Source organism: Dactylosporangium salmoneum (assembly GCF_039532525.1).
Classification (GTDB): domain Bacteria; phylum Actinomycetota; class Actinomycetes; order Mycobacteriales; family Micromonosporaceae; genus Dactylosporangium; species Dactylosporangium salmoneum.
Genome location: NZ_BAAARV010000003.1, coordinates 34,882 through 59,151, shown reverse-complemented (window position 1 = coordinate 59,151; position 24,270 = coordinate 34,882). Strand labels below are relative to the sequence as shown.

Below are 24,270 nucleotides of genomic sequence, written 5' to 3'. Positions count from 1 at the left end.
GCCGCCGGCGCGACACGGGCGGCCACCGCGCGGCCCGCCGAGCCGCCGGCGCCGGTCCGGTACGAACTCGGCGCGAAGGTCGCCACCCGCAAGGCCTATGGCGACGCCCTGGTCGCCCTCGGCGCCCGCGACCCGCGCGTCGTCGCCCTCGACGGCGAGGTCAGCAACTCCACCTACGCGTTCGAGTTCGCCCGCGCGTACCCCGACCGGTACTTCGAGATGTTCATCGCCGAACAGCAGCTCATCGCCGCAGCCACCGGCCTGGCCGTGCGCGGCTACCGGCCCTACGCGTCGACCTTCGCCGCCTTCCTCACCCGCGCCTACGACTTCATCCGCATGGGCGCCGTCAGCGGTGTCGACCTGCGCCTGTCCGGCTCCCACGCCGGCCTCGAGATCGGCGCCGACGGCCCGTCCCAGATGGCCTTCGAGGACCTCGCCATGTTCCGGGCGGTGCACGGGTCGACCGTGCTCTACCCTGCCGACGCCACCAGCACCGTCGCCCTCACCGACGCCATGGCCACCATCCGGGGCATCAGCTACCTGCGCACCACCCGCGGCGGCTACCCGGTGCTGTACCCCGCCGGGGAGACGTTCCCGATCGGCGGCTCCAAGACCCTGCGGGCGAGCGACCACGACCGGGTCACCCTCGTCGGAGCCGGCGTCACCCTGCACGCCTGCCTCGCCGCCGCCGACACTCTCGCCGGGGAAGGCATCCCCGCCCGTGTCATCGACGCCTACTCCGTCAAGCCCATCGACGCCGCCACCCTGGCCGCCGCGGCCGCCGCCACCGGCGGGCGGATCGTCATCGCCGAGGACCACCACCCCGAGGGCGGCCTCGGCTCCGCCGTCATCGACAGCCTCGTCACCGGCGGCATCACCGGCCTGCACGTCACCCACCTCGCCGTGCGCGACATGCCCGGCTCCGGCACGAGCGAGGAACTCCTGGCCTGGGCCGGCATCGACGCCGACCACATCGCCGAGGCCGCCCGGCGCCTGCATGCCGCGCCCGCACGGAAGTGAGGGCGGTCAAGCGTCGCGGAGCCGCAGTGTCAGGAACCCGGCGAGCAGGACGCCGGCGGCCCACAGGGCGAGCACGCCGAGGCCTTGCCACGGGCCGGTCGTCAGCGAGCCCAGGGCGGTCGTCGCCTGGATCCTCAGGCCGGCGGACATCGGCGCGACCCGGTCGATGCGCCGCAGCCACCGCGGTTCGAGCGTCGGGCGCTCGAAGACCGCCCGGGTCGATGTCGGGTACCGGCCCTCGCGGAGGCTGCCGAACTGCCGCTGGACGATCGCGGTGCCAGTCGGCGAGGCGACGAACGGGCCCACCTCCACGGCCGGCGGCAGGCCGGCGATGGTGACCGTGCGGCGCGGGAGCCAGCGGCTTCCTGCTCAAGGACCTCACCGCCGAGCGGCTCTTCGACGCGGTCCGGGTCGTCGCGGCCGGCGAGGCGCTGCTCGCGCCGACCGAGACGCGCCTGACCCGAGCCCTCACGCCCGGCGGATCGGCATGTGCGTCGCAACCGGCGGCCCGCCGAGGAACGCCGCGACCAGGCCGGTGCACAGCTGCGGCTTCTCGATCAGCAGCGTGTGCGTGGCGCCCGGCACCACGGCGAGCTCGGCGTCGGGCAGCCCGCGGTAGAGCTCCAGCGTGTGCTCCAGGGAGACGGCGTCGTCGTCGCCGGTGAGCACCAGCGTCCGGCAACCCACCGCCCGCAGCTCGGCCGCGCTCAGCGCCAGGTCGCCCGCCTCGGCCGCGGCGACGATCCGCTCGATGACCGAGGTCAGGTGCCCGGGTCCGTGCGGCGACACCTCGGCGTGCTGGTCGTAGATGACCTGCGGGATGTCCGCGGGCGAGGCGGGCGGCAGCAGCACGCCGTCCTGGTGGAACGCGCCGCTGATCAGCACCAGCCGGGACACCAGGTCCGGGCGGGCCAGCGCGGCCAGCAGCGCCACCACCGCCCCGGCGCTGTAGCCGACCAGCGCCGCGGGCCCGCCCAGCACCGTCCGCAGGAACTCGATCGTGTCCGCGGCCATCAGCTGCGGGCTGAGCGGGCCGCCCGGGTCCGCGGTGTGCCCGTGCCCGCGCCGCTCCGGCAGGTACAGCCGGAACGAGCCGGCCAGCGCGTCCAGGTTGCCGTCGAAGCAGCGCGAGTCGACGATCGCGCCGTGCAGCAGCACCACCGGATCGCCCGTGCCGCGCTCGTCGTACCACGTGCGCACCCCGCCGACCTCGACGTACCGCTGCACCGCGACCTCCCCGCCGTCCGCGCCGATCATGCCGCAGCCGGGCCCTTGCCCGCAGCCCCGGTGCGGATCAGGCGGTACGGCGGCGAATCCAGAGGAAGGCGAAGGCCGACAGCAGGCCGGCCAGGACCAGGTACGCCGACAGCTCGATCCACTGGAACGGCCAGTATCTGCTGCCGGGCTGGTACGAGTACGCGAACCGCAAATGCTGGCCGGCCATGCACTCGAAGTCCTTGTCGGGCTCGCCGGTCATGCACTGGCGGGCCTGGGTGCTCGTGTACGGCGACCCGTCGGCGTTCAGCACGTCGCTGAACGACGACATCGACCAGGCGCCGGGCATGGTGTAGCCGATGATCCGCGCGCCGGTCGGGTTGATGCCGAAGCCGTCGGAGTGCGGCATCACCGAGGCGTCGAACTGGACCGTGGTGGTCACCGGCGACATGAGGTGCGCGCGCACCAGGGTCGGCACGGCGAGCTGGACCACGGCGAAGACGCCGACGACGACGGCCATGGCCGGCACGGTACGGCGCACCAGCAGGCCGGCGACGACGCCGAGCACGAACGCGAACGCGGCGTAGCCCAGCGGGACGACGTTGCGGGCGGCGAAGCTCATCGCGGCGAAGCGCTGGCCGGCGTACTGGTCGTAGCGGCTCGCGCTCCAGGTGAGCAGGAGGCTGAACAGGCCGGTGACGGCGATCGCGGCCAGGCCCATCACCACCAGCTTCACCAGGAGCCAGCGTCCCCGGGTGACGCTCTGGTTCCAGACCAGGCGGTCGGTCTTCGTCTCCAGCTCGCGGGCGATCAGCGGGGCGCCCCAGAAGGCGCCGATCAGCCCCGGGACGGCCAGCAGCAGCGCGCCGATCGCCGTGACCTGGCCCTCGTAGCGGTTGTTGAAGAGCCTCCGGGTGGTACTGCAGTCAGAGGGCAGGCAGTTGAGCACGTCGGTCGTGTAGTCGTGCCGCATGCGCACGCCGAGGAACAGCAGGTACGCCGCGAGCGCGGCCAGCGCGACCACCGCGACGAGGGCCTGGGTGCGGAATTGCCGCCAGGTCAGCCAGATCATCGGTGTGCCTCCGTCGCCATCATGTAGGCCAGCCCCACGTCCTCGAGGTCGGCGCGCTGCGCGCCGGGGATCGGCCCGTCGCAGCGCACGATCGCGTGGCCGCCGAGCGTGGTCCGTTCGGTGTGCACGACCCGCGCCCCGGCGGGCAGCGCGTCGAGGGCGGCGCCGTCGCCGGTCAGCCGGTGGTGCACGGCGAGGAGGTCGGCCACGTCCCCGGCCACCTGCACCCGCCCGCCGGCCAGCACGATGAGGTGGTCGCACACCTGCGCCAGGTCGCCGAGCAGGTGCGAAGAGAGCACGACGCTCACTCCGAGCTCCGCCACGAACTCCAGCAGGTCGTGCAGGAACGCGCGGCGGGCGATCGGGTCGAGCGAGGCCACCGGCTCGTCGAGGATGAGCAGCTCGCCGCGCTTGGCCGCGGCGACGGTCAGGGCGAGCTGGGCCCGCTGCCCGCCCGAGAGCCGCCCGGCCTTCTGCGCCGGGTCCAGGCCGAGCCGATCGATGCGGCGGTTGGCCAGGGCGGCGTCCCAGCGCGGGTTGAGCCGCGCGCCGAGGCGCAGGTGGTCGGCGACGGACAGGCCGGCGTACACCGGGGCGTCCTGGGCGACGAACCCGACCCGGGCCAGCTGGGCCGCGCCCGCCGCCGGCCGGCCGCCCAGCACCTCGATGCGCCCGGACGTCGGGGCGAGCAGCCCGCAGGTGAGGCTCAGCAGGGTGGACTTGCCGGCGCCGTTCGGGCCGACCAGGCCGACGATCCGGCCCGCCGGCACCGCGATGGTGCAGTCGGCGAGGGCGGTTTTGTGGCGGTACCGTTTGCTCAGCTGCGCCGTCTCGATGACTGGCGTCATGTGTCTCTCCCGTCTGGAGGCTTCGGCCAAAGTTCTAGCCCCCGGGCGGTCACAGCACGGTCCGCGCCGTTGTGACCGGTCTGTGACCGCGTTGCGGCTACTGTCGGCGCGATGAGGGTGCTGGTGGTCGAGGATCAGCGGCAGCTCGCCGACTCGGTCGCGCGGGTGCTGCGCCGCGAGGGCATGGCCGTCGACGTCGCCTACGACGGCGGGGCCGCGCTCGAGCGCACCGGCGTCGTCGAGTACGACGTCGTGGTGCTCGACCGGGACCTGCCCGACGTGCACGGCGACGAGGTGTGCCGGACCCTCGTGGCCCGCGAGTCGCCCAGCCGGGTGCTCATGCTCACCGCCTCCGGCACCGTCGCCCAGCGGGTCGAGGGCCTGGGCCTCGGCGCCGACGACTACCTGCCCAAGCCGTTCGCCTACGCCGAGCTCATCGCCAGAGTCCGGGCGGTCGGCCGGCGCACCCGCCCGGCGGTCCCGCCCGTGCTCGTCCACGGCGACCTGCGCCTGGACCCGGCCCAGCGGGTCGCCGCCCGGGCCGGCGCCCGGCTGCCGCTGAGCCCCAAGGAGTTCGCCGTGCTGGAGTATCTGCTCGCCGGGCGGGGCCGGGTCATCTCCGCCGAGGAGCTGCTGGACCGGGTCTGGGACGAGGCCGCCGACCCGTTCACCACCACCGTCAAGGCCACCGTGAACCGGCTGCGGGCCAAGCTCGGCGACCCGCCCCTCATCGAGACGGTCGCGCGGGCCGGGTACCGGATCTGACCATGCGCCCGTCCAACCGTCTGCGGTGGCGGCTGACGCTGCTGTACTGCGTCGTCACCCTCATCTCCGGGATCGTCCTGCTCGCCCTCGCCTCCGCCGTCAAGGTCGGCGTCGACGCCCCCGCGCCGCGCGGCACCCTCGCCCCGCCGGTCCGGCCGGAGCCGCCCGCCCGCGCGACCGGCCTGCCCGTGGAGCACATCCGCGGCGACCCCGACGGCCGGACGCTGCTCGTGCCCGGCATCGCGCTGATCCTCATGGTCCCGTTGTCGCTGGGCTTCGGCTGGTACATCGCCGGCCGCATGCTCCGCCCGGTGCGCACCATGACCGGCGCCCTGCAGCGCATCTCGGGCCGCAACGTCCACGAGCGCCTCGCCCTGCCCGGGCCGCGCGACGAGTTCAAGGACCTGGCCGACACCATCGACGGGCTGCTCGGCCGGCTGGAGACGGCGATCGACGGGCACCGGCGGTTCGTGGCCAACGCCGCGCACGAGCTGCGCACGCCGCTCACGGTCGAGCACGCCCTGCTGGAGGAGCCGCTCATCGACCGCGAGGCTTCGATCGAGTCGTACCGCGCCAACTTCGAACAACTGCTGGCGGTGAACCGGCACCGGGCGCAGCTGCTCGAATCGTTGCTGACGCTCACGGCCACCGAGTCGGCCCGCGACGGCGGCGAGCTCGTGGACCTGGACGCCCTGGTCGACGCGGCCCTGCGCGACCGGTCCGCCGACATCGCGCGGCACGACCTCACCACCGAGGTCGCGCTGCGCCCGGCCCGGCTGGTCGGCGATCCCGTGCTGGTGGCCCGGCTCGTGGCCAACCTGTGCGACAACGCGGTGCACTACAACGCGCCCGGCGGGACGATCGAGGTCGGCACGCGCACGACCGACGGCCGCGCGCGGCTCGTCGTGGCCAACACCGGGCCGGTGGTGCCGGTCGACCAGGTCGAGCGCCTCTTCGAGCCCTTCCAGCGCCTGCATCGGGTCGCCGACGACGGGCACCACGGGCTCGGGCTGTCCATCGTGCGAGCCATCGCGATCGCCCACGGCGCGCAGCTCAGCGCCTACGCCCGGGCGGGCGGCGGGCTGAGCATCGAGGTGCTGTTCCCCGAGCCGTCCTGAGCCGGGCCCGGAGTGGGAGGGCGGCACGGTCCGCGGGCGGGAGGCCGTCGCCGCGTACTGGCGGCGGCAGTGGGCCGAGATCGATCCGAGCGTGGTGCCCGTCGGGTACGAGCACGAACCCGACGGGCGGGTCGCCGTGGCCGTGCATCAGGTGGTGCGGGACACGGGCGGGAGTGTGATCGCCGATCAGATGGTCACGCACGTGTACCGCTTCGACGGCGACGCCGTGGCCGAGATGGAGATCCGTCAGTAGGTGGCCCGCGGCCGGCTCATGGCCGCGGGCCGTCGCCCGGCGACTTGAGCACCTCGTTGAGTGCGATGGCGGTGAGCACGCCGATGGTGATCGGCGTCTGCGCGCCGGTGTGCAGGCCGGCCGTGACGCCGGCGGTGACGGCGGCGGCGACGACCAAGAGCCGGACAGCGACGTGCAGCAATGTGCGGCGGCGGTCGTTTCGTGAGTTCTGCATGCTTCGAGGCAACGCCGCGACCGGTTGGTGACACCAGGCCACATTGCGTTCACACCACGCTCTCCATCATTCACACTGGGTGGGTGGAGACCGAGGGGAGCGATCTCGAATCGGCGCGGCGCGCCTTCGGAAGGTCCGTCCGGGAGCTCCGCGTGGGATCCGGGCTGTCGCAGGACGCGCTGGCCAGGCAGATCCCGTGCCACCGGACCACGGTCGCGAAGGTCGAGGCCGGCTCCATGAAGCCGACCGCCCGCTTCGCCCGCCGGGCCGACATCGTGCTGCGGGCGGGCGGCAAGATCCTGAGCGACTGGCAGCAGTACGAGGAGCGGCGCACCCGGCTCGACACGGCCCCCGCGCCCCGTAGCGCCCCCGAGCCCGCCCCGTCCGGGCCGCGCAGCATGCGGGTGGTGCGGGAGCGCACGCTGCTGGCCCGCCGCGAGACGAGCTACGACCTCACCGTCATGCGCGAGATCGAGAACCGTGGCGAGGAGGCGATCAACGCCTTCCCGATCCGCGTGCACGTCGACGCGTTCCCGAACGACGCCGCCCGCTCGCGGGAGCACCACCGGCGCCACCCCATCGTCTGGGAGGACCTGGACTTCCACGCCTGGCACGCGTCCAGCCTCGAGGACCTCGAGCTGTGGCTGCAGTCCGGGGAGCGGGGCGAGCGGGGGACCGAGCTCATGCACCGGGCCGACCAGTTGATCACCGACACCGTGGTCGAGGGCTGGATCCTGTTCCGGTCGGTCGACCACCGCGAGCCGCTGCCGCTGCACCCGGGGGACCGCGCCGTCATCGGGCACACCTACACCGTGCCCGATCCGCTGTGGGGGCCGTGGTACCAGCGGCACCTCAAGTACGACACCGGGCGGCTGGAGGTGGAACTGCGCTTTCCCCGGCGGCTCAACACCCGGGTGTGGGTGCAGCAGCTCACCGCCGGGCGGGCGGACCTGCACCCGGCCGAGCGGGTCACGCCGCACTTCGAGTCGGCCCCGCAGCAGGACTGGGCCGTCTGGTCGTGGTCGGCGACGGACCTGAGCGCGCACGACCGGTACCGCTTCGAATGGCGGTTCGCCGATGCGTCCTGACGATGGGCGGCGGCGGCCCAGCGAGGTGATGGCCGCGCTCGGCATCCTGCAGCTCGGCGACCCGAGGCTCACCACGCCCGCCCGCGAGCTGCGCTTCCCGGGCGACGAGCGGGAGGCGGCCCGGGTGCTGCAGCGGCTGTCCGGCGTCGCCGACGCCGTGTTGCGCGCGCACACCTTCAGCGCCGGCGCGATGGGTCTCGCCGCGCCGCAGATCGGCGAGCCCGTCGCCCTGGCGCTGTTCCGGCCGGCGAACGCGCCGCAGATCGTCCTCGTCAACCCCGTCGTGGCCGAGGCCTCGCCGGCCGACCCGGGGGAGTGGGAGGAGACGACGGAGGGCTGCCTGAGCTTCTTCGACTTCCGATGTCTGCTGCGGCGGCCGAAGCGGATCGTCGTGCGGTACCGGACCCCGATCGGCGAACCGCGGGAGACGGTCTTCGACGAGGGGCGCCTCGCCCGCGACGTGCTGCACGAGATCGACCACCTGGGCGGGGTGCTGTGCCTGGACCACGCCGAGCGCGGGCGCCCCTCGGCATACGTCGTCTGAGGTGTCCTGCCGCTCTCAGTGCACGGACGCGCCGATGAGCTCCCGCAGCTGTACCGCGTCGACGTCGGCCAGGGCGGCGAAGTGCCGGTCGGCCCCGGGCGCGGGACGGTGCCCGCGGACCTGGACCACGGCGCAGCCGGCCGCCGCGGCGCTGGCCACGCCGCGCGGGGAGTCCTCGACGGCGACGCAGGCCGACGCGGGCAGCTCCAGGTGGCGCATGGCGGCCAGGTAGGGGGCCGGATCGGGCTTCGGGGCGAACCCGTCGTCGCCGCAGACCACCACGTCGAAGCAGCCCGCGCCCGCCTCGGCCAGCACGTAGGCGACGAGCGTGCGGTACGTCGACGTCACCAGCCCGACGGCCAGGCCCTCGCGGCGCAGCGCGGCGAGCAGATCCCGCGCGCCGGGCAGCCAGTTCACGCCCTTGGCGTACTGCTGGCGCACCTGCTCCTCGACCCACGCCACGTCGTCGGCGAGGTCCCAGCCGGCCCAGCCGAAGCGCTCGTGCAGGTACCGCATGGCCAGGGTCGAATCGAGCCCGCTGAGGTTCTGCAGGATCTCGTCGGTCATCTCGGCGTACCGCGACCGCATGAGGCCGCCGTTGGCCGCCGCCCAGACCGGCTCGCTGTCGATCAACGTGCCGTCGAGGTCGAACAGGACCGCCGCTCGATACCCCGCCCGTTGTGACGCCACCAGCGACTCCTCGTTGAGTGCCTGCGAGATGAACCCTCGGTATGCTAACCGCGTCCGTGCCGGTTGGTGATGCACCCTGTCCGTCACCGCGGACACGACTGAGGTAACGTCGCGATGCTGGTGCACGAGGCGACCCGCGAGGCCTGACGGTCAGGCGACCCGGCCCGATGCGGTCCAGGCCGACGCGGTGATCTCGATCGGGCCGTGCGGCGGCAGCAGCGTCGCGCACCGGGCGCGCAGCGCGTCGCGGGCGGCCGTGTCCAGGCCCCTGACGTAGTCCCCGGCCGGGCCGACGCCGAGCGTGAACGGCTCCCACCAGTCGTCGAAGCCGGCGAAGGCGGTCCGGACCGTCAGGGACGTCTCCTCGACGTCGCGCAGGCCGGCCGCGGCGAACAGCTCGGCCAGGTGCCCCTCGCGGGCGCCGGCCAAGCCGGACTCGTCGTGGGCCGCCGGGTCGAGCTGGAGGGCGGCCGTCCAGAAGGTCGCCAGCGGGCCGCCGCCCCCGGCGTGGTCCCACACGCAGGCCGCGACCACGCCGTCGGGGCGGGTGACCCGGGCCATCTCCCGCAGCCCCGCCACCGGGTCGGCCATGAAGTGCACGACCAGCTGCGCCAGCGCGGCGTCGAACTCGCCGCCGGCGAACGGCAGGGCCTCGGCCGCGGCCCGCCGGATGTCCACCCCGGGAAACCGCGCCCGGGCCGCCGCGACGAACGCCTCGGACGGGTCGGCCGCGGCCACGTTGCCGGACCCTAGCCGGACGACGAGCTCGCCCGTCAGCGCGCCGGTGCCGCAGCCGACGTCCAGCGCCCGGCCGCCCGGCGCGAGCCCGGCGAACTGCGTCGCCAGCGGCTCGGAGTAGCGGCCCATGAACCGTCCGTAGGCGTCCGCGGCGACCTCGAAGCTCACGCCACCATGGTCGCATGGGCGAACGTCAGTGCAAGGGGATCCCGGTCCAGTCGCCGTCGGGGCGGGGGCCGAAGATGCGGCGGTCGGACTCCCTGATGCGCAGGTCGTTGATGCTGGCCTCGCGGCGGCGCATGAGGCCGTGCTCGTCGAACTCCCACAGTTCGTTGCCGTAGCTGCGCCACCATTGGCCGGTGGTGTCGCGGCACTCGTACTGGAACCGCACCGCGATCCGGTCGCCGGTGAACGCCCACAGCGACTTGCGCAGGGCGTAGTCCAGCTCGCGCTCCCACTTCGCGGTGAGGAAGGCGACGATCTCTGCGCGGCCGGTGACGAACGTGTCGCGGTTGCGCCAGACCGAGTCCTCCGTGTAGGCGAGGGCGACCCGCCGCGGCTCGCGGGTGTTCCAGGCGTCCTCGGCGGCCCGGACCTTGGCGTCGGCGGTCTCGCGGGTGAACGGCGGCACGGGTGGGTGCACGAGCTCCTCCATCGACGCGCTCTTCCCCGGCGGCGATGCTTTAGTCCCGCCAGGTCGCGACCCGCGCCCGGACCGCCGCCGGCCCGGAGGTCAGTTCAGCTCCGTGAGCTTCGGGATCGTCACGCCGTGGTTGCCGCAGGCGCCGGTCAGGGTCGCCCATTTCTGGACCAGCGGGCCGGCCACGACCAGGGTCAGGCCGGCGTCCTCGTCCTTGGCCGGGTCGGCGCCGGAGAGCTGGTGCAGCAGGTCGAGCACCTCGGTGCCGGCCGCGCGCAGGTCGCCGTACCTCGAGTCGGCGAACTGCTTGCGGAATGCCTGGTAGGCCTCCAGGTCGTCCGGCGACGAGGCCCTAGGGGCGCCCGGCGGGCGGGACCTGGCCGCGGCCGCGCCGTCGCGGATCTGCTCGCAGGCGGCCACCCCCGGGTCCTTGAAGATGCCCGCGGCCGGTCCGGCGCCGGTCGCGCCCGCGACGACCAGTGCGCCGCCGGTCAGGGTCACGGCCGCGGCGGCCGCGACGGTCATCCGGACGGCGGCCTGGGTGCGCCGCCTCGGCCGGACCAGCATCAGCGGCGGGGGAGAAGGCTCCTCGGCCGGCGTGGGCCAGGTGGATGGATGGCCGAACTTCTGCGGGTAGGGATCGGTCATGTATCCGGAGTCTGGCAGCGGCGGAGGCGGACTTGGCCGGTCGTTCGGTCGCTCCGGTCACCCTGCGGACCGAACAGATCCGGCCGTCCGGCTCGCCGCGTGTCGAACGCCGGTGTGGGGGCGAGGGGGTCGGGTACGTTGAACGCGTGAACATTGACCCTGGTCAAATCGGTACATTTGCGTAGGAGGCGGAATGGCGTCGCCGCAACACCGGAGTTGGCTCAACCGTGGTGGGCAGTGGCGGCTGTGCGCGCCGGGCCTGCTGCTGCGGGACACGCTCCGCGCCGCGGGGTACACCGTCTACGACCTCGGTAACGATGCCCATCTCGACCACCAGCCGCCCGAGGACCACACGCCCTACAGTGCCACCGGCTGGCCCGGCACCAGCCCGTACGGCGTGGTGATGGCGATCGACATCATGCCCCCGCCGCCCGGGCGCGGGCTGCCCTCGCTGCAGTGGCTCGGCGCCCAGCTGCACTCGGACAAGGCGGCCGGGCGCTTCCCCCCGATCAAGTACATGAACTGGGGCCCGATCGACGACAACCACGCCGTGCACTGCGGCTGGCAGCCCGGCCACACGCAGACCGGCAGCACCGACACGGGCCACATCCACATCAGCTTCCGCACCGACATGGTCGATTGGTCGGGCCCGTACAACCCGTTGAAGACCGAAACCGCAACGGAGGATGACCACGTGCTGTTCCTGGCCACCAACGCCGAAGGTAACAAGTTCTACCTGTGCGACGGCATGATCAGCCGTCCGGTGAACAACGAGCAGATCGCCCAGCTGCGCGTGCTGCGCGACGCCAAGCTGATCAACGTCGCCCTGAACGGCGGGCACTCCTCGCTGGAGTTCCCGTTCCGCAACTGGTCGGAGGCGTTCGGCGAGCTCATCGCGACCGCCACCGACCTCGCCGCGCTCTCGTCCAAAGTGGACGGACTGGCCCAGCCGGCCGGGGACGGACCGGCGCAGCCGGGCGGGGGACCGGCACAGCCGGGCGGGGACGGACCGGCGCAGCCGGGCGGGGGACCGGCACAGCCGGGCGGGGACGGACCGGCGCAGCCGGGCGGGGACGGGCCGGCAGAGCCGGCGGCGTAGGCTCCGGCGACGGCCTCGGCGGCCGCGGCCAGCAGCGCACCAGCCCGCGGCAGGAACGCCTCGCCGGCGTCGGTGAGCAGCACCCCGCGCGGCGTCCGCTCGAACAGCGCCGCGCCGAGCTGCTCCTCGAGGCTGCGGATCTGCCGGCTGAGCGAGGGCTGGGCGACCCGCAGCGCCCCGTCCGCCCGGCCGAAGTGGCGGTGCTCGGCGACGACGGTGAAGCACCGCACCAGCCGCAGGTCGCGGTCCAGGTGGTCCTTGCCCGACCAGGCTACCCGCGGCCGGGGGCATTCATCGGTTGATGGTGAAGTCCACGGGCGCGCTCACCTTGGTGCCGATGCGCGCGACGACCTGGTACTTGCCGGGCGGGGCCGGGCTCGAGGCCAGGGCGCAGCGCGGGGTGGCGCGGTAGCTGCTCCAGCTGTAGCGGTACGTCACCGCGTCCCCGACGGCGAAGGCGCGCACGTCGCTGGTCCGGGCGCTGCCGCACTCGTCCGAGGTGAACACCAGCGAGCCTTCGCGCAGCACCCGGATCTCCTGCGCGCCCGCGCCGAGGTCGCGGGAGCACCAGTCGGTGGCCTTCGAGACGATGGCGATGCTGAACGTGAACGTGCCGCCCAGCAGGCCCGGGGACGGGCTGGCCGCGACCGTGACCGTGATCTGGTCGTCGGTGCAGGGCGCCACGTTGGCCGGGGCGGGGCTGCGCGGCGTCGCCGCGGGCCCCGTCTGCTCCGGGGTGGCCGGCACGAACGACGGGGACGTGAGGTCGCCCGGGGTGGGGGTGCCCACCGTGGGGGCGGCCGTCGTCGGGCCGGGCGTCGACGTGGTCCTCGACGCCGGCTCGCTGCTCACCGCCGTCGGCGAGGAGGGCGAGCCGCCCCCCACCGCCAGCCAGACGAGCACGACGGCCACGACGACGCCGACGAGCACGATGGCACGGCGACGCCAGTACACGGATGGCGGGAGCGGTCCGACGGTCAGGCGCGGCGCCGGTCGTTGCATTCGGGCAGTTTGCCAGAACCGGTGCGCCGCTTCAGCCCCGGCACCTCGTGTCGCGCCGCTACCAGGCTTCGAGCAGGACGACGAACCGCTCGGAATCGTCCCGCCACGGAACGTGAGCGGCGCCCGGCACGACGGCCGCCTCGCCCGCCGGGAACAGTGGGGCGTACTCGGCGGCGCGGTGCGGCGGCAGCTGGATGTCGAGCTCGCCGGCCACGAGCAGCACCGGCGCCTCCACTGCGGCCAGGCCGGCGCGGACCTCGGCCGGGTCGAAGGCGCCCTCCCCGTAGTAGGCCTTCGCCGCCTCCTCGTTGCGTGGGATGGCCGGGAAGTCCGCCCGGCCGTACACGAACGGGGCGATCGCGTCCCGGTCCGCGCCCGTCGCGGCGCCGGCGTGGATGCGGTCCAGCGCGGCCGATGCGTCGGCGAACCACGGCTCGTCGCGACGGCGGTCGGCGACGGCGCGGCGGTCGTCGTCGGTGACCTCGACGGCGACCGGGCGCGGGCTCGGGGTGATCAGGGCCAGGCGCGCGACGCGGCCGGGGTGGCGCATGGCGTACAGCACGGCGATCGTCGCCCCGGCCGAGTGCGCGAGGATGTCGATCCGGTCGAGGCCGAGATGCCGACGCAGGGCCTCGACGTCGCCGACCTGGCGATCGCAGCGGTACGTCCCGGGGTCCGCCGGCGCCGCCGAGTCCCCGGTGCCGCGCAGGTCCAGCCGGACCGCCGCCCGCCGCAGCGGCAGGTCGGCCAGGTAGGACGAGTCCTGCATGGGCCCGCCTGGCAGGCAGATCAGCGGGTGCCCGGAACCGGTGCGGTGGTAGGCCAGGCGGGTGCCGTCGGGCGCGTCGAAGGTCTCCACGCGGCGATCCTATGGGCGGCGGCGAGCACCTCGGCGACCGTGACGGACAGCAGCGCCGGGTGCGGCTCGTCGCCGGGGGTGTCGCCGGTCTCCGCGGCGTAGCCGTGCCAGATGGCCACGTGCTGCGGCCGCCGGCGCGGCGGCCCCCAGCGCTGCGGCGACATGGGGCCGAAGAGGACGACGGACGGAGTGCCGTAGGCGGTGGCCAGGTGCGCGATGCCGGTGTCGCCGCTGATCACGAGCCGGGCGTGGCCGGCCAGCGCGGCCAGCTCGGCCAGGCCGGTGCGCCCGGCGAGCGCGGACTCCGGCGGCAGGCCGGCCAGGTCGGCGACCCGGCGGGCGAGCGGGGCCTCGTCGGCCGAGCCGGTGACGATGACGTCGTGCCCGTCGGCGGCCAGGGTATGGGCGACGGCGGCGAAGCGCTCCGGCGGCCAGCGGCGCCGGCCGGACCTGGCGCCCGGGTGCACCAGCGTGGCGCCGGGGCGGCCGGTGGGCGGGCGCTCGAGGGCGAGGTCGGCGGGGTCGCAGCTCAGGCCGTACCACTGCAGCAACCGGCACCACCGCAGGACCTCGTGCTCGTCCTCGCGCCACTGCGGGCCGCCGGGACCGTAGGACAGCAGGCGGGCCGGGCGAGTGGTCCACAGCAGGCGGTGCGACCGCGGGCCCGTGCCGTGCAGGTTCACCGCGATGTCCGGGCCCAGCGGCGGCAGCGGGTCGTCGAGGCCGGCGCACGGCAGCACCTCGTCGACCGCGCCGGTCAGGCCGGCCAGCGGGGCGAGCCACTCCGGCGCGGCGAGGACCAGGCGGTGCCCGGGGTAGGCCCGGCGCAGCGCCCGCAGCGCCGGGACGCCGGTGGCGAGGTCGCCCACGCCGAGGGCGCGCAGGACCAGCAGCACCGGTGGTACGAGGAGGCCGACGCCGGTCACCGGCCCGTCCCGAAGGCCGTGCCCCGCCGAACGGAGAACGGCCCGAGGGCGAGCAGGTCGACGGGGGCGGACCCGAAGAGCCCCATCGCCTCCCGGGGGGTGTCGGCCATCGGGCGCCCGGCGGGGCCCTCGGCGGCGATGCGGGCGTTGGCGGCGCAGTTGAGGGCCACCGCGCCGGCCATGGTGAGCTGCGCCGGGCCGCCGGCCGCCCGGTGGGTCCAGCGGGCGAGCTCCAGCAGTACCTCTTCCAGCCGGGTCTGCACCGGGGAGGCCAGGTCGGCGCCGGCCGTGCGGCCGTTGACCACGAGGGCCGCGGCCGGGTCGTGGAACACGGCGTTGATGCCGAGCACTCTCATGTCCGGCCCGGCTACCCCTGCTCCGGATCCGCTAACCAAATCGGTGCTGCAGCCGAACCGTTCGAACCGGCCTACTCCGAGAGCCGCCGGCGCAGGAAGCCCAGCGCGTGGCGCAGCAGCCGGGACACGTGCATCTGCGACAGCCCGATCCGCTCGGCGATGTCCGACTGGGACAGGTTGCCGTAGAAGCGCAGCGACACGATCCGCTGCTCGCGCTCGGGTAGCTGGCCGAGGAGCACCCGCAGCGACTCGTGGTAGTCCAGCGCGGCGAAGCCCGGGTCGTCGTCGCCGACCGTGTCGGCGAGGGTGACGCCGTCCTCCGGGCCGGTGGCCGGCCCGTCCAGCGAGAGCGGCCGGAACTTCTGGACGGCGCTCGCCACCTCGAGGACCTGCTCCTCGTCGACGCCGAGGTCGGCGGCGAGGTCGGCCGCGGTGGGGGAGCGGCCCAGCCGCTGGGCGAGCGGCTCGCGGGCCCGGTTCATCGCCAGCCGCAGCTCCTGCACCCGCCGGGGTATCCGGATGCCGGCCGTGCGGTCCCGGAAGTGTCGCTTGAGCTCGCCGATGATGGTCGGGGTGGCGTAGAAGCCGAACTCGACGCCGCGGGTGGCGTCGTAGCCGTCGACCGCCTTGACCAGGGCGAGCGCGGCGACCTGGGCGAGATCGGGGACGGGCTCGCCGGCGCCGCCGTAGCGGCGGGCGATGCGCTCGGCGGTCGGCAGGCAGTGCTCGATGATCTCGTCGCGGACCCGCGCGCGGGCCGGATCGTCCGGTGGGAGCGATTGCATGTGGTGCATGCGCTCGGCGACACCGGCCGGCCAGTGCCGATGGCCGGGCGGCACGGCGTCGAGGTCGACGGCGACCCGGTCCCGGTCGGCCTCGGGCCAGTCGAGCTCCTCATGGGTCCGCAGCGCCTTGGCGACGCCGGCGATCTCCAGCGTCTGCTGCACGAGGCCTTCGGCGGCGGCGACCCGAAGCGTCACGCCGCGCTCGCCGGCCCGGCGCTGGAGGTAGGTGAGGGCGTTGATCCCCGCGCCGTCGAGCAGCCGCAGCCCGGCGACGTCGAGGAAGAGGTCGTGGACCCCGTCGTCGAAGGCATCGAACACGACGCGGCGTAGGTGGGGCGCCGAGGCGTAGTCCAGGACGCCGGTCAGCTCGACGAGCCCTTCGTCCGGCCGGCGCGAAACCGTCAGCGTGAAATCCATGCGGCCCCCTCCGGCCAGGCTAGACCCCACCGGCGGAGACCGCACGCTCAGGCGTGTTCCATGACCAGAATGGCGCCGACGATCCCGGCCGATTCGCTGGTCAGGGGGGTGCAGACGACCCGCAGGGAGACGGTGCGCCCCCGGCGGTTCACGGCCTCCTGCTCGGACTCCTCGTGCTGCGACCGGCCGGTGAGCACGTCGCGGATCCCAGGGCGCAGCTGGGCGGTGGACAGGCCGATGTCGATGTTGAGGAAGTGTCGGCCGACCGCCTCGTCCGAGCGGAGTCCCCACAGGTCCTCGGCACGCCGGTTCCACACGAGAATCTGCAGCTCCCGGTCCAGCACCACGACCCCCGCCTGGAGGCTGCCGAGGATCGCGGTCATGAACGCGTTGGTGTTGTTGAGCTCGGCGGTGCGGTCGCTCAGCTCGTCGTTGATCGACTGGAGCTCGTCGTTGGTCGACTGCAGCTCCTCGTTCATCGTCTCGAGCTCCTCGTTGGTGGACTGCAGCTCCTCGTTCGTGGTCTCGAGCTCCTCGACCGTGGACTGCAGCTCCTCGTTGGTCGTCTCGAGCTCCTCGTTGGTGGACTGCAGCTCCTCGTACGCGGTCTCCAGCTGCCGGTTGGCCACCTCGAGCTCCTCGCGCAGCCGGCGCGACGCGGTGACGTCCTGGAAGACGACCACCACGCCGGCGGCGTCGGCCAGCGGGATGACCTGGACGTCGAGGTACACCTCCTCGTCCGGCCGGAGCTTGAGGGCCACGGCGTCGACGTGGGCGATCCGCCGCTCGTTCGCCGCCTGCTCGATCAGGCCGCGCAGCTCCACCGGCCGGTACGACAGGTCGAGCTCCCGGAAGGGCCGGCCGGCGTCGCGCGGAGCCAGCCCGAAGAGGGCCTCGGCCTGCCGGTTGGCCAGCGCCATGACGCCGTCGGCGGCGACCACCACCTGGGCCACGGGGCTGGCCAGGAACGCCTCGGTGCGCAGCCGGTCGAGGCCGGGCGGCTGGATCTGAGGAGCCGCGGTGGCCGGACCCCCGGCGGACAGACCGTCGGCTGGCGGCTGGGTGGCCCGCTGGAAGATCCGCCGCCGCAGGTCGATCGGCTCGAACATGGCCGAGTGGCGCAGCAGCATCTCGGCCTTGCCGAGGAACAGCACGCCGCCCGGGGCCAGGGCGAAGTGGAACCGGGAGACGATGCGGGCCTGGGTCTCGGCGTTGAAGTACATCAGGGTGTTGCGGCAGGCGAGCAGGTCGATCCGGCCGATGGGCGCGTCCTGGACCAGGTCGTTGCGCCCGAAGATGACCGACCGGCGGAGGTCCTTGCGGAAGGTGTACCGCGGGCCGATCTGCTCGAAGTACCGGCTGAGCAGGTCCGGGTCGACGTGCTCGAGCTCGCGGGCGGTGTAGGTGGCCTGCCGGGCGTGGGTGAGGGCCTCGTCGTCGACGTCGGTGGCGTAGATCTTGACCCGCTCCCGGAACTGCTCGACCCCGAGCGCCTCGGCGAGCACGATGGCCAGCGAGTAGGCCTCCTCGCCGGAGGCGCATCCGGCGCTCCACACCCGCACCGGCCCCTCGTGCCGGGCCAGGAGCCGGGGCAGCACGTCGCGGGCCAGCGTGTCCCAGGCGTCGGGGTCGCGGAAGAACCCGGTGACGTTGATCAGTATGGTGTTGAACAGCGCCGAGAACTCGTCCGGGTGGACCTGCAGGTAGTCGAGGTACTCGCTGTAGTCGGCCGGCGGGACGACGCCCAGGCGGCGGTCGACGCGGCGCATCAGGCTCGACCGCTTGTAGCCGGTGAAGTCGAAGCCGCGGGTCTCCTTGAGGTACACCAGGAGGGCCTCGAAGTCCGGATCGGTCTCGGTCACCGCAACACGCTACCGTCCGGGCGGCAGCCGCAGCGCCGCCCATACCACCTTTCCGCCCACGGTCTGCATGCTGCCCCAGGCCGCGGAGACGCCCTCGACGATCAGCAGCCCGCGCCCGGGCTCGTCGTCGTCGCCGCCGGACCGGCGCACCGGCCGCAGGCTGCCGTCGCGCACCGCGATGTGCAGATGCCGGCGGCGCAGGGCGACGCTGACGCGCATCGGCGTCCCGGCGTACTGCAGCGCGTTCGCGACGAACTCGGTCACGATCAGGGCCGCGGTGTCGGCCAGGTGCGGCACCCGCCACTGGGCGCAGGCCCGGTCGACGAGGTCCCGGGCGGCCGCCGTCGAGTCCGGATCGGGGGGCAGCGTCGCCTCCATCCGCAGCGGGCCGGGCCGCCGTGCGCGCTCGGCGACGGCCTGCGCGGCCGTGCCGAACACCGGCACCTGCCGGGCGACGCCGAGCCGCTCCAGCTGCTCGGACAGCACCGGGCTCGGGCCGATGAGCATGACTTCGGTGCCGGCCTCGGCGCCCTGCCGGGCCAGCATCGGGAACGCGGTCAGCGTGATGTCGTCGAGGGCGCACACCCCGGCCACGTCGATCAGCAGCAGATCCGGCTGGTCGGTGATCGCCTTCTGCGCGGCCCGCCGCAGGTCGGGCACCGTGGCGTAGGTCAGCGCCCCGGCCACCCGCAGCAGCGCGACCGGGAGGTCCGGCTCGTGCACGCAGCTCAGCTCGTCGGTGCTCATCGCAGCTCGTCCACCTGCTCGCCGTCCTCCAGTGCGCCGAACCGCTCGATCAGCCGGCGGATCGAGCGGCCCGCCTCGTCCGAGTCGCGGGCCGTCTCGCCGTAGCGGTCCGCGCTGTGGCCGTCGCCGCGGCCGAGGGCCGCCTCGGCCATGCGGTGGTTGAGGGCGGCCTTCTCCTCGAGGCTGCGCAGCGCCATCCACAACGCACCCTCGAGGGACGCGCCGAGCTCGTCGAGCAGCCCCGCGGCCGACCAGGCGTGCCCGACCCGGCAGCGGAACCGGTGCCCGAGCCCGGGCAGCTCGAAGAGCGCGCCGTGGCAGGTCGGGCAGCCGAAGCCGGCCGGTGCGCCGCCGATCTCGTCGGTGGTGACGTCCTCCATCGCCGCCATGGCTTCCTCCATGTCGAGCGTAGGCAGCGTAGCCTGGGCCGCCGTCCGGCGAGTGCCCGCCGACGGCAGTCCGGCGAGCAGTTCGGCGAGCGCCACGCCCATCCCGGCGGCCGGCACGGCCCGGGCCCGGGCGGCCTGGGCGGCGGCGTGCCGCGGCATCGAGGGGTACAGCGCCTCGTCCGGGTCCTGGACCAGCGCGGCGCCGCCCTGCCGGGCGATCTCGGCCAGCCCGTAGGCCCCGTCGTCGCGGTTGCCCGACAGCACGACCCCGATCGCCTCGGCGCCCCACCAGCGCGCCGCCGAGCGGAAGAGCGGGTCGACGGCCGGGCGGTGCCCGTTCTCGGCCGGGCCGCGCGACAGCCGCAGCCGGTCGGCGTTCACCAGGAGGTGGGCGTTGGGCGCGGCGACGTGGATTTGGGCCGGCTCGATCGCCATGCCGTCCGCCGCCTGTACGGCGGGCAATGGCCCCGAGCGCCGCAGGATCGGCGCCAGCGCGCTCGCGGCACCGCGGGGGATGTGCAGCACGACGCAGACGGCGGCCTCGAACCCGGCCGACAGCCCGCCGGCGAAGGCGCGCAGTGCTTCGACCCCGCCCGCGGAGGCCCCGACCACGACGAGTCCCCTCGGGCCGGTCCCGTTCGCTGCCGTTACGCCGTTCATCACCGTCGCTGATCTCGCCCGCGCCACCGGCCGGAGCGGGATACGCGAGCGACTACCCGCCGCCCGGCCGCTCAAACGAGATCCCCGTGCGGGGCCGGGCCGCGCGCCCACAGGCTGGGACGTCAGGCTTAGCCCAGGCCGTCGCCGAAGCGGAAGAGCGGGTCGGTGGTGTCGAAGGGCACGTCCGGGCGGCTCGCCTCCATCGCGGCCATCGACGAGGGCAGGTCGAACGGCAGGCGCGGCCCTCGGCCCGCGCGGCGGGCGTCCCGACGAGGGAGCCGGCCCGGGCGGGGTCCACGAACGGGTCGTCGAACAGGCCGAGCCGGAGCTTCTCGCGCGGGACAGCAGGGCCGTCTTGTCCTCGAGGTCCATTCTGGACAGCAGGTCGGCGACGCGGCGCTGCACGTCGATGGTCTTGTCCTGGTACGGAAAACATGGCCGATCCTGCGGTTCAGCGGCGAGGGGCCTCGCCGTGCAGGATCTCGATGGTGACCCGGTGGTCGCTCCAGCCCACCGCCGCCCGGGCGAGCAGGTTGGTGCCCGGCCACAGGATCTCCGCCCGGCCGACCACCACCTGGGGCAGGGCCAGGTGGCTCGGCTGAGGGAGCAGGCTCTTCAGGTTGCCCGCGGTGATGTTCATCAGCTCGCCGGTGGCGTCCTGGATGTCGTCGGGCTTCACGCGGGTGGGGTCGAGGTCGAGCATGGCGGCGGCGATGGCGGCCGCGGCGGCGAGGCCGCTGCGCAGCACGACGTGGCCCAGCCAGGCGCCCGCGATGCACACGCTCGCCGTGATCTCGGCGTCGGCCTGCGGCACCTCGGCGACGGCGGCGCTGGTGGGGCTGCTGCCCAGGTACGCCGTCCACACCTGCCAGATGATGCCGTGCAGCTGGTCGGGCGTGATGGGCGGCTCATTCCGGTCTTCCATCAGGATTCCGATTCTTCCATCAAGTCCGCGCAAATGGGGCGAATCAGGTCCCTTCGGGGCGTGGCGGCGTCGGCAGGTGAGGCCGGTTCCTGGCTGGCCACACCGAGGGCGGCCCGTTACAGGCGGAACCGGGCGACTTCGCGCTGCAGCTGGTCGGCCAGGTGGGAGAGCTGCGTGACGGTCGCGTCGGCCTCGCCCAGCGTGGCCGTCGTGGCCTGTGTGGCGTGTGCGACGGCGGCGATGTTGCCCGCGATGTCACCGGCCCCCGAGGCCGCGTCGCCGACGCTGCGGGTCATCTCGTTGGTGGTCGCGTTCTGCTCCTCCACCGCGGCGGCGATGGTGTGCTGGTAGTCGTTGATGGTCGCGATGATCCGGCTGATCTCCCCGATCGCGGCCACGGCGTTGCCGGTGTCGGCCTGGATCGCCTCGACCCGGCGCGAGATGTCGCCGGTCGCGCGGGCGGTCTCCTGGGCCAGCTCCTTGACCTCGTTGGCGACCACGGCGAAGCCCTTGCCGGACTCGCCCGCGCGGGCCGCCTCGATGGTCGCGTTGAGGGCGAGCAGGTTGGTCTGCTCGGCGATCGACGTGATGACCTTGACGACGTTGCCGATCTCCTCCGACGACGCGCCGAGCTTCGACACCGTGTCGTTCGTGGCCTGGGCGACGCCGACGGCCTCGCCGGCCACCCGGGCGGCGTCGCCGGCGTTGCGGGCGATCTCGCGGATCGACGAGCCCATGGCGTCGGCGCCGGAGGCCACCGTCTGCACGTTGTGCGACACGGCGCCGGCCGCGCCCGCGGCCACCTCGGCCTGGCGGGCCGCCTCCTGCGCATTGGCGGCGATGCGCCCGCTGACCGCGGTGAGCTGCTTGGAGCTGGCGCCGAGGGTCTGCGAGCCGCCGGTGATGGCGGTGACGGTGCCGCGCAGGCCGGCCCGGGCGTCGTTGACCGCGGCCGCCATCGCGCCGAGCTCGTCGCGGGCGTACACCTCGGCCGGCACGGTGAGGTCGGCGCCGGCCAGCGCCCGCAGCGCCGTGGACACGCTGCCGAGCTGGCGGCGCAGGATCCGGGCCACCCAGGCGCCGGCCAGCAGGGCCAGCACGAGGCCGCCGACGAGCAGCGCGGCGATGAGCGTCCGGGCGTTGTGGTACTGGTCGGTGGCCTCGGCGATGGAGGCGGACGCCTCCTTCGCCTCCAGCGCCTGGAGGTCGTCGAGCGCGGTGTTGGTCTTGTCCTCGTAGCCGGTCGAGGTCGCCACGATCTGGTCCTGGGCGGGCATGGAGAAGCCGGCCGGCGGGGCCTCCTGGAAGAGCACCACGTTGCGCAGCGTGCGGTACTGCTCCAGGGCGGTGGTGATGCGGTCCATGGCGGCCAGCCGCACCGACGAGCCGGCGGTCAGGGTCCGGTACGCGGCCGCCGCGGCGTCGACCTCGCTGTCGGCCGTCGCGACCGCTCGCCGGGAGTTCTGCGCCTCGGTCTTGACGCCGCCCGCGTTGTACAGGGCGAACATCAGCGAGTTGCGGTACATGTCCTGCAGGCCGGCGCGCAGCTTGGTGACCTGCACGGAGCTGTCGAGGTGCCGCTGCTTCATGTCGGCCAGGTCCTCGTTGAGCTTCGACATCCGGCTCAGCGACAGCAGCCCGATCACGGCCGCGACGATCGCGACGAGCAGGACCACGAGGAACGCCTTCGTGATCACCCCGCGGTCCGCCACGAGCGCAGTGAGGCCGCCCCGCCGCACGGTGACCTCGACATCCATCTGCCGCGCCATCACGATCCCTCTATTCCCGTCAGCCAGCCTTCACCGCTCCTATCGGCGGGTGGGGCCCAAGCTTGAGCGGCGGCGGGAAACCGTTCCCGGACGCGGTGCCTGCCGGACGGACCGGCCGGACGGCTCAGGCGCCCGGCTGGCCCTGCAGCGGGTACGGGATGAAGGTGCTGCGGTTCTCGTCGAGGTCCAGTCGGCCGCTGATCGGGGCGGCGGCCCGCTGCGGGCAGGTGGCCCGCTCGCAGGTCTTGCAGCCGGGGCCGATCGGCATCGCGGCCGCGGCGTCGTGCAGATCCATGCCGGTCGAGTAGACCAGCCGGCCGGCGTGCTTGATCTCGCAGCCGAGGCCGATCGCGTAGGTCTTGCCGGGCTGGCCGTAGCCGCCGTGGTGGCGGGTCACGGTGCGGGCGATCCACAGGTACCGCTGCCCGTCGGGCATCGCCGCGACCTGGGTGACCGCGCGGCCGGGGGCGCTGAACGCCTCGTAGACGTTCCACAGTGGACACGTGCCGCCGGTGCGCGAGAACGGAAAGCCCGTCGCGGACTGCCGCTTGGACAGGTTGCCGGCCCGGTCGACCCGCACGAAGGAGAACGGCACGCCCCGCGCCCGCGGCCGCTGCAGCGTGCTGAGCCGGTGGCAGACCGTCTCCCAGCCCATCGCGAAGTGCTCGGTCAGCAGGTCGATGTCGTAGCGGCGGTCCTCGGCGGCGGTCAGGAACTGCTCGTACGGCAGGATCAGCGCGGCGGCGAAGTAGTTCGCCAGCCCCACGCGGGTGAGAATCTGGGTCTGTACGTCGTCGAGGCGCTCCTCCTCGACGATCTCGTCGATCACGTCCGCGTACTCCAGCAGCGCCAGCTGCGCCGCCATCCGCATCGCCTCCTGCCCGGCCCGCAGCGACGTGGACAGGTGCAGGGTGCGGGTGTGCGGGCGGAAGCGGTGCAGCTCCCCGTCGAGGGCGTCGGCGTTCTCGAGCACGACCTGCACGTCGTGGCGCTGGGCCAGCCGGTCCTGCAGCGCGGCGCGCACCTCACCCCGGCGCAGCCGCATCCGGGCGGCGAGCGCCTCGGCCGCCTCGTCGAGTTGGGGCACGTAGTTCTGCCGCCGGTAGAAGAACTCGGTGACCTGGTCGTGCGGGCTGCGCCCGGGCTGGCCGCGGTCCCCGACGAGCTCGGTGAGCTGGTCGGCCACCTGGCGGTAGCGCCGGTGCAGGTCGATCACCGCCTCGGCGACCTCCGGCAGCCTGGAGGCGAGCTCGGTGAGGTCGCCCAGTCCGGTCCCGGCCAGCGCCTCGCGCAGCCCGGCGACCAGCTGCGGGGTCTCGTGCGGGGCGAAGACGGCCGGGTCGACGCCGAACAGCTCGGTGACCCGGATGAGCACCTGGGCGGTCAGCGGCCGCACGTCGTGCTCGATCTGGTTGAGGTAGCTGGACGAGATGCCAAGGTGCCGGGCCAGGTCGGTCTGGCTCAGCCCGCGGTCCTCGCGCAGCCGCCGCAGCCGCGCGCCGGAGAATATCTTGGCCATCACTTATAGCTATAACACAGGTGTCAATTCCCGTTTTCGCAACTTAGCAAAACCGCCCGGAAACTTCGCAGGAATTGGCTGTTTCCGTCCCTCGACCGGCCC

27 protein-coding genes and 2 pseudogenes are annotated in these 24,270 nt (G+C 73.9%); 8 read left to right on the top strand and 21 right to left on the bottom strand.

Features of this window, described 5'->3' with window-relative positions; genetic code table 11:
- Positions 1-1,020, top strand: a 1,020-nt coding sequence (locus ABD352_RS00510) for a transketolase family protein (RefSeq protein ID WP_344610148.1), incomplete at its 5' end; no start/stop codon positions are given.
- A 6-nt stretch (positions 1,021-1,026) separates the two neighbouring features.
- Here the strand turns inward: ABD352_RS00510 and ABD352_RS00505 are convergent.
- A complete protein-coding gene (locus ABD352_RS00505; protein WP_344610147.1) occupies positions 1,027-1,332 on the bottom strand; it encodes a hypothetical protein in 306 nt (101 codons plus the stop codon).
- A gap of 35 nt (positions 1,333-1,367) precedes the next feature.
- Between ABD352_RS00505 and ABD352_RS00500 the strand changes: the two are divergent.
- A pseudogene (locus ABD352_RS00500) lies at positions 1,368-1,475 on the top strand (DNA-binding response regulator); the annotation flags it as partial.
- A gap of 13 nt (positions 1,476-1,488) precedes the next feature.
- Here ABD352_RS00500 and ABD352_RS00495 read toward each other — a convergent pair.
- The 3 genes from ABD352_RS00495 to ABD352_RS00485 are packed head-to-tail and all read right to left on the bottom strand — an operon-like array spanning position 1,489 to position 4,155.
- Positions 1,489-2,277 (bottom strand): alpha/beta fold hydrolase, encoded by a 789-nt coding sequence (locus tag ABD352_RS00495; RefSeq protein WP_344610146.1) that lies wholly within the window; start codon positions 2,275-2,277, stop codon positions 1,489-1,491.
- A gap of 37 nt (positions 2,278-2,314) precedes the next feature.
- Positions 2,315-3,307, bottom strand: a complete 993-nt coding sequence (locus ABD352_RS00490; RefSeq protein WP_344610145.1) for an ABC transporter permease subunit — start codon at positions 3,305-3,307, stop codon at positions 2,315-2,317.
- A complete protein-coding gene (locus ABD352_RS00485) occupies positions 3,304-4,155 on the bottom strand; it encodes an ABC transporter ATP-binding protein (protein WP_344610144.1) in 852 nt (283 codons plus the stop codon). The genes ABD352_RS00490 and ABD352_RS00485 overlap by 4 nt, the downstream gene beginning before the upstream one ends.
- A 111-nt stretch (positions 4,156-4,266) precedes the next feature.
- On the opposite strand from ABD352_RS00485, the gene ABD352_RS00480 reads away from it, so the two are divergent.
- From ABD352_RS00480 to ABD352_RS00470, 3 genes are all read left to right on the top strand, one after another.
- Entirely contained in the window at positions 4,267-4,920 is a 654-nt protein-coding gene (locus ABD352_RS00480; protein WP_344610143.1) for a response regulator transcription factor, read from the top strand.
- Between the two features lie 2 nt (positions 4,921-4,922).
- A complete protein-coding gene (locus ABD352_RS00475; protein WP_344610142.1) occupies positions 4,923-6,038 on the top strand; it encodes a sensor histidine kinase in 1,116 nt (371 codons plus the stop codon).
- A 91-nt stretch (positions 6,039-6,129) separates the two neighbouring features.
- Positions 6,130-6,291, top strand: a complete 162-nt coding sequence (locus ABD352_RS00470) for a hypothetical protein (RefSeq protein ID WP_344610141.1) — start codon at positions 6,130-6,132, stop codon at positions 6,289-6,291.
- 16 nt (positions 6,292-6,307) lie between these two features.
- Here ABD352_RS00470 and ABD352_RS00465 read toward each other — a convergent pair whose 3' ends face one another.
- Complete coding sequence (locus ABD352_RS00465) at positions 6,308-6,505, bottom strand: hypothetical protein (RefSeq protein ID WP_344610140.1); 198 nt, start codon at positions 6,503-6,505, stop codon at positions 6,308-6,310.
- Between ABD352_RS00465 and ABD352_RS00460 the strand changes: the two genes are divergently transcribed.
- Positions 6,472-7,593, top strand: a complete 1,122-nt coding sequence (locus ABD352_RS00460; protein ID WP_344610139.1) for a helix-turn-helix transcriptional regulator — start codon at positions 6,472-6,474, stop codon at positions 7,591-7,593. The genes ABD352_RS00465 and ABD352_RS00460 overlap by 34 nt on opposite strands.
- Positions 7,583-8,137 (top strand): peptide deformylase, encoded by a 555-nt coding sequence (locus ABD352_RS00455; RefSeq protein ID WP_344610138.1) that lies wholly within the window; start codon positions 7,583-7,585, stop codon positions 8,135-8,137. Before ABD352_RS00460 ends, ABD352_RS00455 begins: the two co-directional genes overlap by 11 nt.
- A gap of 15 nt (positions 8,138-8,152) precedes the next feature.
- On the opposite strand, the gene ABD352_RS00450 is transcribed toward ABD352_RS00455, so the two are convergent.
- The 4 genes from ABD352_RS00450 to ABD352_RS00435 form a co-directional block, all read right to left on the bottom strand.
- Positions 8,153-8,827, bottom strand: a complete 675-nt coding sequence (locus tag ABD352_RS00450; protein WP_344610137.1) for an HAD family hydrolase — start codon at positions 8,825-8,827, stop codon at positions 8,153-8,155.
- 150 nt (positions 8,828-8,977) lie between these two features.
- Positions 8,978-9,733 (bottom strand): class I SAM-dependent methyltransferase, encoded by a 756-nt coding sequence (locus tag ABD352_RS00445; RefSeq protein ID WP_344610136.1) that lies wholly within the window; start codon positions 9,731-9,733, stop codon positions 8,978-8,980.
- Between the two features lie 25 nt (positions 9,734-9,758).
- Positions 9,759-10,220 (bottom strand): nuclear transport factor 2 family protein, encoded by a 462-nt coding sequence (locus ABD352_RS00440; RefSeq protein WP_344610135.1) that lies wholly within the window; start codon positions 10,218-10,220, stop codon positions 9,759-9,761.
- Between the two features lie 78 nt (positions 10,221-10,298).
- Complete coding sequence (locus ABD352_RS00435; protein WP_344610134.1) at positions 10,299-10,853, bottom strand: hypothetical protein; 555 nt, start codon at positions 10,851-10,853, stop codon at positions 10,299-10,301.
- A gap of 193 nt (positions 10,854-11,046) precedes the next feature.
- On the opposite strand from ABD352_RS00435, the gene ABD352_RS00430 reads away from it, so the two are divergent.
- Positions 11,047-11,952: a hypothetical protein gene (locus tag ABD352_RS00430; protein WP_344610215.1), complete on the top strand. Its 906-nt coding sequence runs from the start codon at positions 11,047-11,049 to the stop codon at positions 11,950-11,952.
- A gap of 71 nt (positions 11,953-12,023) precedes the next feature.
- Here the strand turns inward: ABD352_RS00430 and ABD352_RS00425 are convergent.
- The 12 genes and pseudogenes from ABD352_RS00425 to ABD352_RS00370 form a co-directional block, all read right to left on the bottom strand.
- A pseudogene (locus ABD352_RS00425) lies at positions 12,024-12,182 on the bottom strand (helix-turn-helix domain-containing protein); the annotation flags it as partial.
- Between the two features lie 61 nt (positions 12,183-12,243).
- Entirely contained in the window at positions 12,244-12,954 is a 711-nt protein-coding gene (locus tag ABD352_RS00420) for an RAD23 family protein (RefSeq protein WP_344610133.1), read from the bottom strand.
- 58 nt (positions 12,955-13,012) lie between these two features.
- On the bottom strand, positions 13,013-13,813 hold the full coding sequence (locus tag ABD352_RS00415) for an alpha/beta fold hydrolase (protein ID WP_344610132.1): 801 nt from the start codon (positions 13,811-13,813) through the stop codon (positions 13,013-13,015).
- Positions 13,744-14,709: a glycosyltransferase family 9 protein gene (locus ABD352_RS00410; RefSeq protein WP_344610210.1), complete on the bottom strand. Its 966-nt coding sequence runs from the start codon at positions 14,707-14,709 to the stop codon at positions 13,744-13,746. Before ABD352_RS00410 ends, ABD352_RS00415 begins: the two co-directional genes overlap by 70 nt.
- Positions 14,710-14,735: 26 nt before the next feature.
- The gene (locus tag ABD352_RS00405) at positions 14,736-15,095 is read right to left on the bottom strand and encodes a carbamoyltransferase N-terminal domain-containing protein (RefSeq protein WP_344610131.1); all 360 of its coding nucleotides are present in this window, start codon (positions 15,093-15,095) and stop codon (positions 14,736-14,738) included.
- Positions 15,096-15,166: 71 nt separating this feature from the next.
- Positions 15,167-16,297, bottom strand: a complete 1,131-nt coding sequence (locus tag ABD352_RS00400) for a SigB/SigF/SigG family RNA polymerase sigma factor (protein WP_344610130.1) — start codon at positions 16,295-16,297, stop codon at positions 15,167-15,169.
- A 47-nt stretch (positions 16,298-16,344) separates the two neighbouring features.
- On the bottom strand, positions 16,345-18,159 hold the full coding sequence (locus ABD352_RS00395; RefSeq protein ID WP_344610129.1) for a CheR family methyltransferase: 1,815 nt from the start codon (positions 18,157-18,159) through the stop codon (positions 16,345-16,347).
- 9 nt (positions 18,160-18,168) lie between these two features.
- On the bottom strand, positions 18,169-18,906 hold the full coding sequence (locus tag ABD352_RS00390; protein WP_344610128.1) for an STAS domain-containing protein: 738 nt from the start codon (positions 18,904-18,906) through the stop codon (positions 18,169-18,171).
- Positions 18,903-19,907, bottom strand: a complete 1,005-nt coding sequence (locus tag ABD352_RS00385; protein WP_344610127.1) for a chemotaxis protein CheB — start codon at positions 19,905-19,907, stop codon at positions 18,903-18,905. Before ABD352_RS00385 ends, ABD352_RS00390 begins: the two co-directional genes overlap by 4 nt.
- A gap of 499 nt (positions 19,908-20,406) precedes the next feature.
- Positions 20,407-20,880: a chemotaxis protein CheX gene (locus ABD352_RS00380; protein WP_344610126.1), complete on the bottom strand. Its 474-nt coding sequence runs from the start codon at positions 20,878-20,880 to the stop codon at positions 20,407-20,409.
- A gap of 116 nt (positions 20,881-20,996) precedes the next feature.
- On the bottom strand, positions 20,997-22,649 hold the full coding sequence (locus ABD352_RS00375; RefSeq protein WP_344610125.1) for a methyl-accepting chemotaxis protein: 1,653 nt from the start codon (positions 22,647-22,649) through the stop codon (positions 20,997-20,999).
- A 124-nt stretch (positions 22,650-22,773) separates the two neighbouring features.
- Positions 22,774-24,168 (bottom strand): short-chain fatty acyl-CoA regulator family protein, encoded by a 1,395-nt coding sequence (locus ABD352_RS00370; protein WP_344610124.1) that lies wholly within the window; start codon positions 24,166-24,168, stop codon positions 22,774-22,776.
- Positions 24,169-24,270: the final 102 nt, after the last annotated feature.

Bases quoted from the DNA above. Each gene is read 5' to 3' on its own strand.
- ABD352_RS00495 (WP_344610146.1), bottom strand. From the start codon at position 2,277: ATGATCGGCGCGGACGGCGGGGAGGTCGCGGTGCAGCGGTACGTCGAG.
- ABD352_RS00490 (WP_344610145.1), bottom strand. From the start codon at position 3,307: ATGATCTGGCTGACCTGGCGGCAATTCCGCACCCAGGCCCTCGTCGCG.
- ABD352_RS00485 (WP_344610144.1), bottom strand. From the start codon at position 4,155: ATGACGCCAGTCATCGAGACGGCGCAGCTGAGCAAACGGTACCGCCAC.
- ABD352_RS00480 (WP_344610143.1), top strand. From the start codon at position 4,267: ATGAGGGTGCTGGTGGTCGAGGATCAGCGGCAGCTCGCCGACTCGGTC.
- ABD352_RS00475 (WP_344610142.1), top strand. From the start codon at position 4,923: ATGCGCCCGTCCAACCGTCTGCGGTGGCGGCTGACGCTGCTGTACTGC.
- ABD352_RS00460 (WP_344610139.1), top strand. From the start codon at position 6,472: ATGTGCGGCGGCGGTCGTTTCGTGAGTTCTGCATGCTTCGAGGCAACG.
- ABD352_RS00465 (WP_344610140.1), bottom strand. From the start codon at position 6,505: ATGCAGAACTCACGAAACGACCGCCGCCGCACATTGCTGCACGTCGCT.
- ABD352_RS00455 (WP_344610138.1), top strand. From the start codon at position 7,583: ATGCGTCCTGACGATGGGCGGCGGCGGCCCAGCGAGGTGATGGCCGCG.
- ABD352_RS00440 (WP_344610135.1), bottom strand. From the start codon at position 10,220: ATGGAGGAGCTCGTGCACCCACCCGTGCCGCCGTTCACCCGCGAGACC.
- ABD352_RS00435 (WP_344610134.1), bottom strand. From the start codon at position 10,853: ATGACCGATCCCTACCCGCAGAAGTTCGGCCATCCATCCACCTGGCCC.
- ABD352_RS00430 (WP_344610215.1), top strand. From the start codon at position 11,047: ATGGCGTCGCCGCAACACCGGAGTTGGCTCAACCGTGGTGGGCAGTGG.
- ABD352_RS00420 (WP_344610133.1), bottom strand. From the start codon at position 12,954: ATGCAACGACCGGCGCCGCGCCTGACCGTCGGACCGCTCCCGCCATCC.
- ABD352_RS00405 (WP_344610131.1), bottom strand. From the start codon at position 15,095: ATGAGAGTGCTCGGCATCAACGCCGTGTTCCACGACCCGGCCGCGGCC.
- ABD352_RS00400 (WP_344610130.1), bottom strand. From the start codon at position 16,297: ATGGATTTCACGCTGACGGTTTCGCGCCGGCCGGACGAAGGGCTCGTC.
- ABD352_RS00390 (WP_344610128.1), bottom strand. From the start codon at position 18,906: ATGAGCACCGACGAGCTGAGCTGCGTGCACGAGCCGGACCTCCCGGTC.
- ABD352_RS00380 (WP_344610126.1), bottom strand. From the start codon at position 20,880: ATGGAAGACCGGAATGAGCCGCCCATCACGCCCGACCAGCTGCACGGC.
- ABD352_RS00375 (WP_344610125.1), bottom strand. From the start codon at position 22,649: ATGGCGCGGCAGATGGATGTCGAGGTCACCGTGCGGCGGGGCGGCCTC.
- ABD352_RS00370 (WP_344610124.1), bottom strand. From the start codon at position 24,168: ATGGCCAAGATATTCTCCGGCGCGCGGCTGCGGCGGCTGCGCGAGGAC.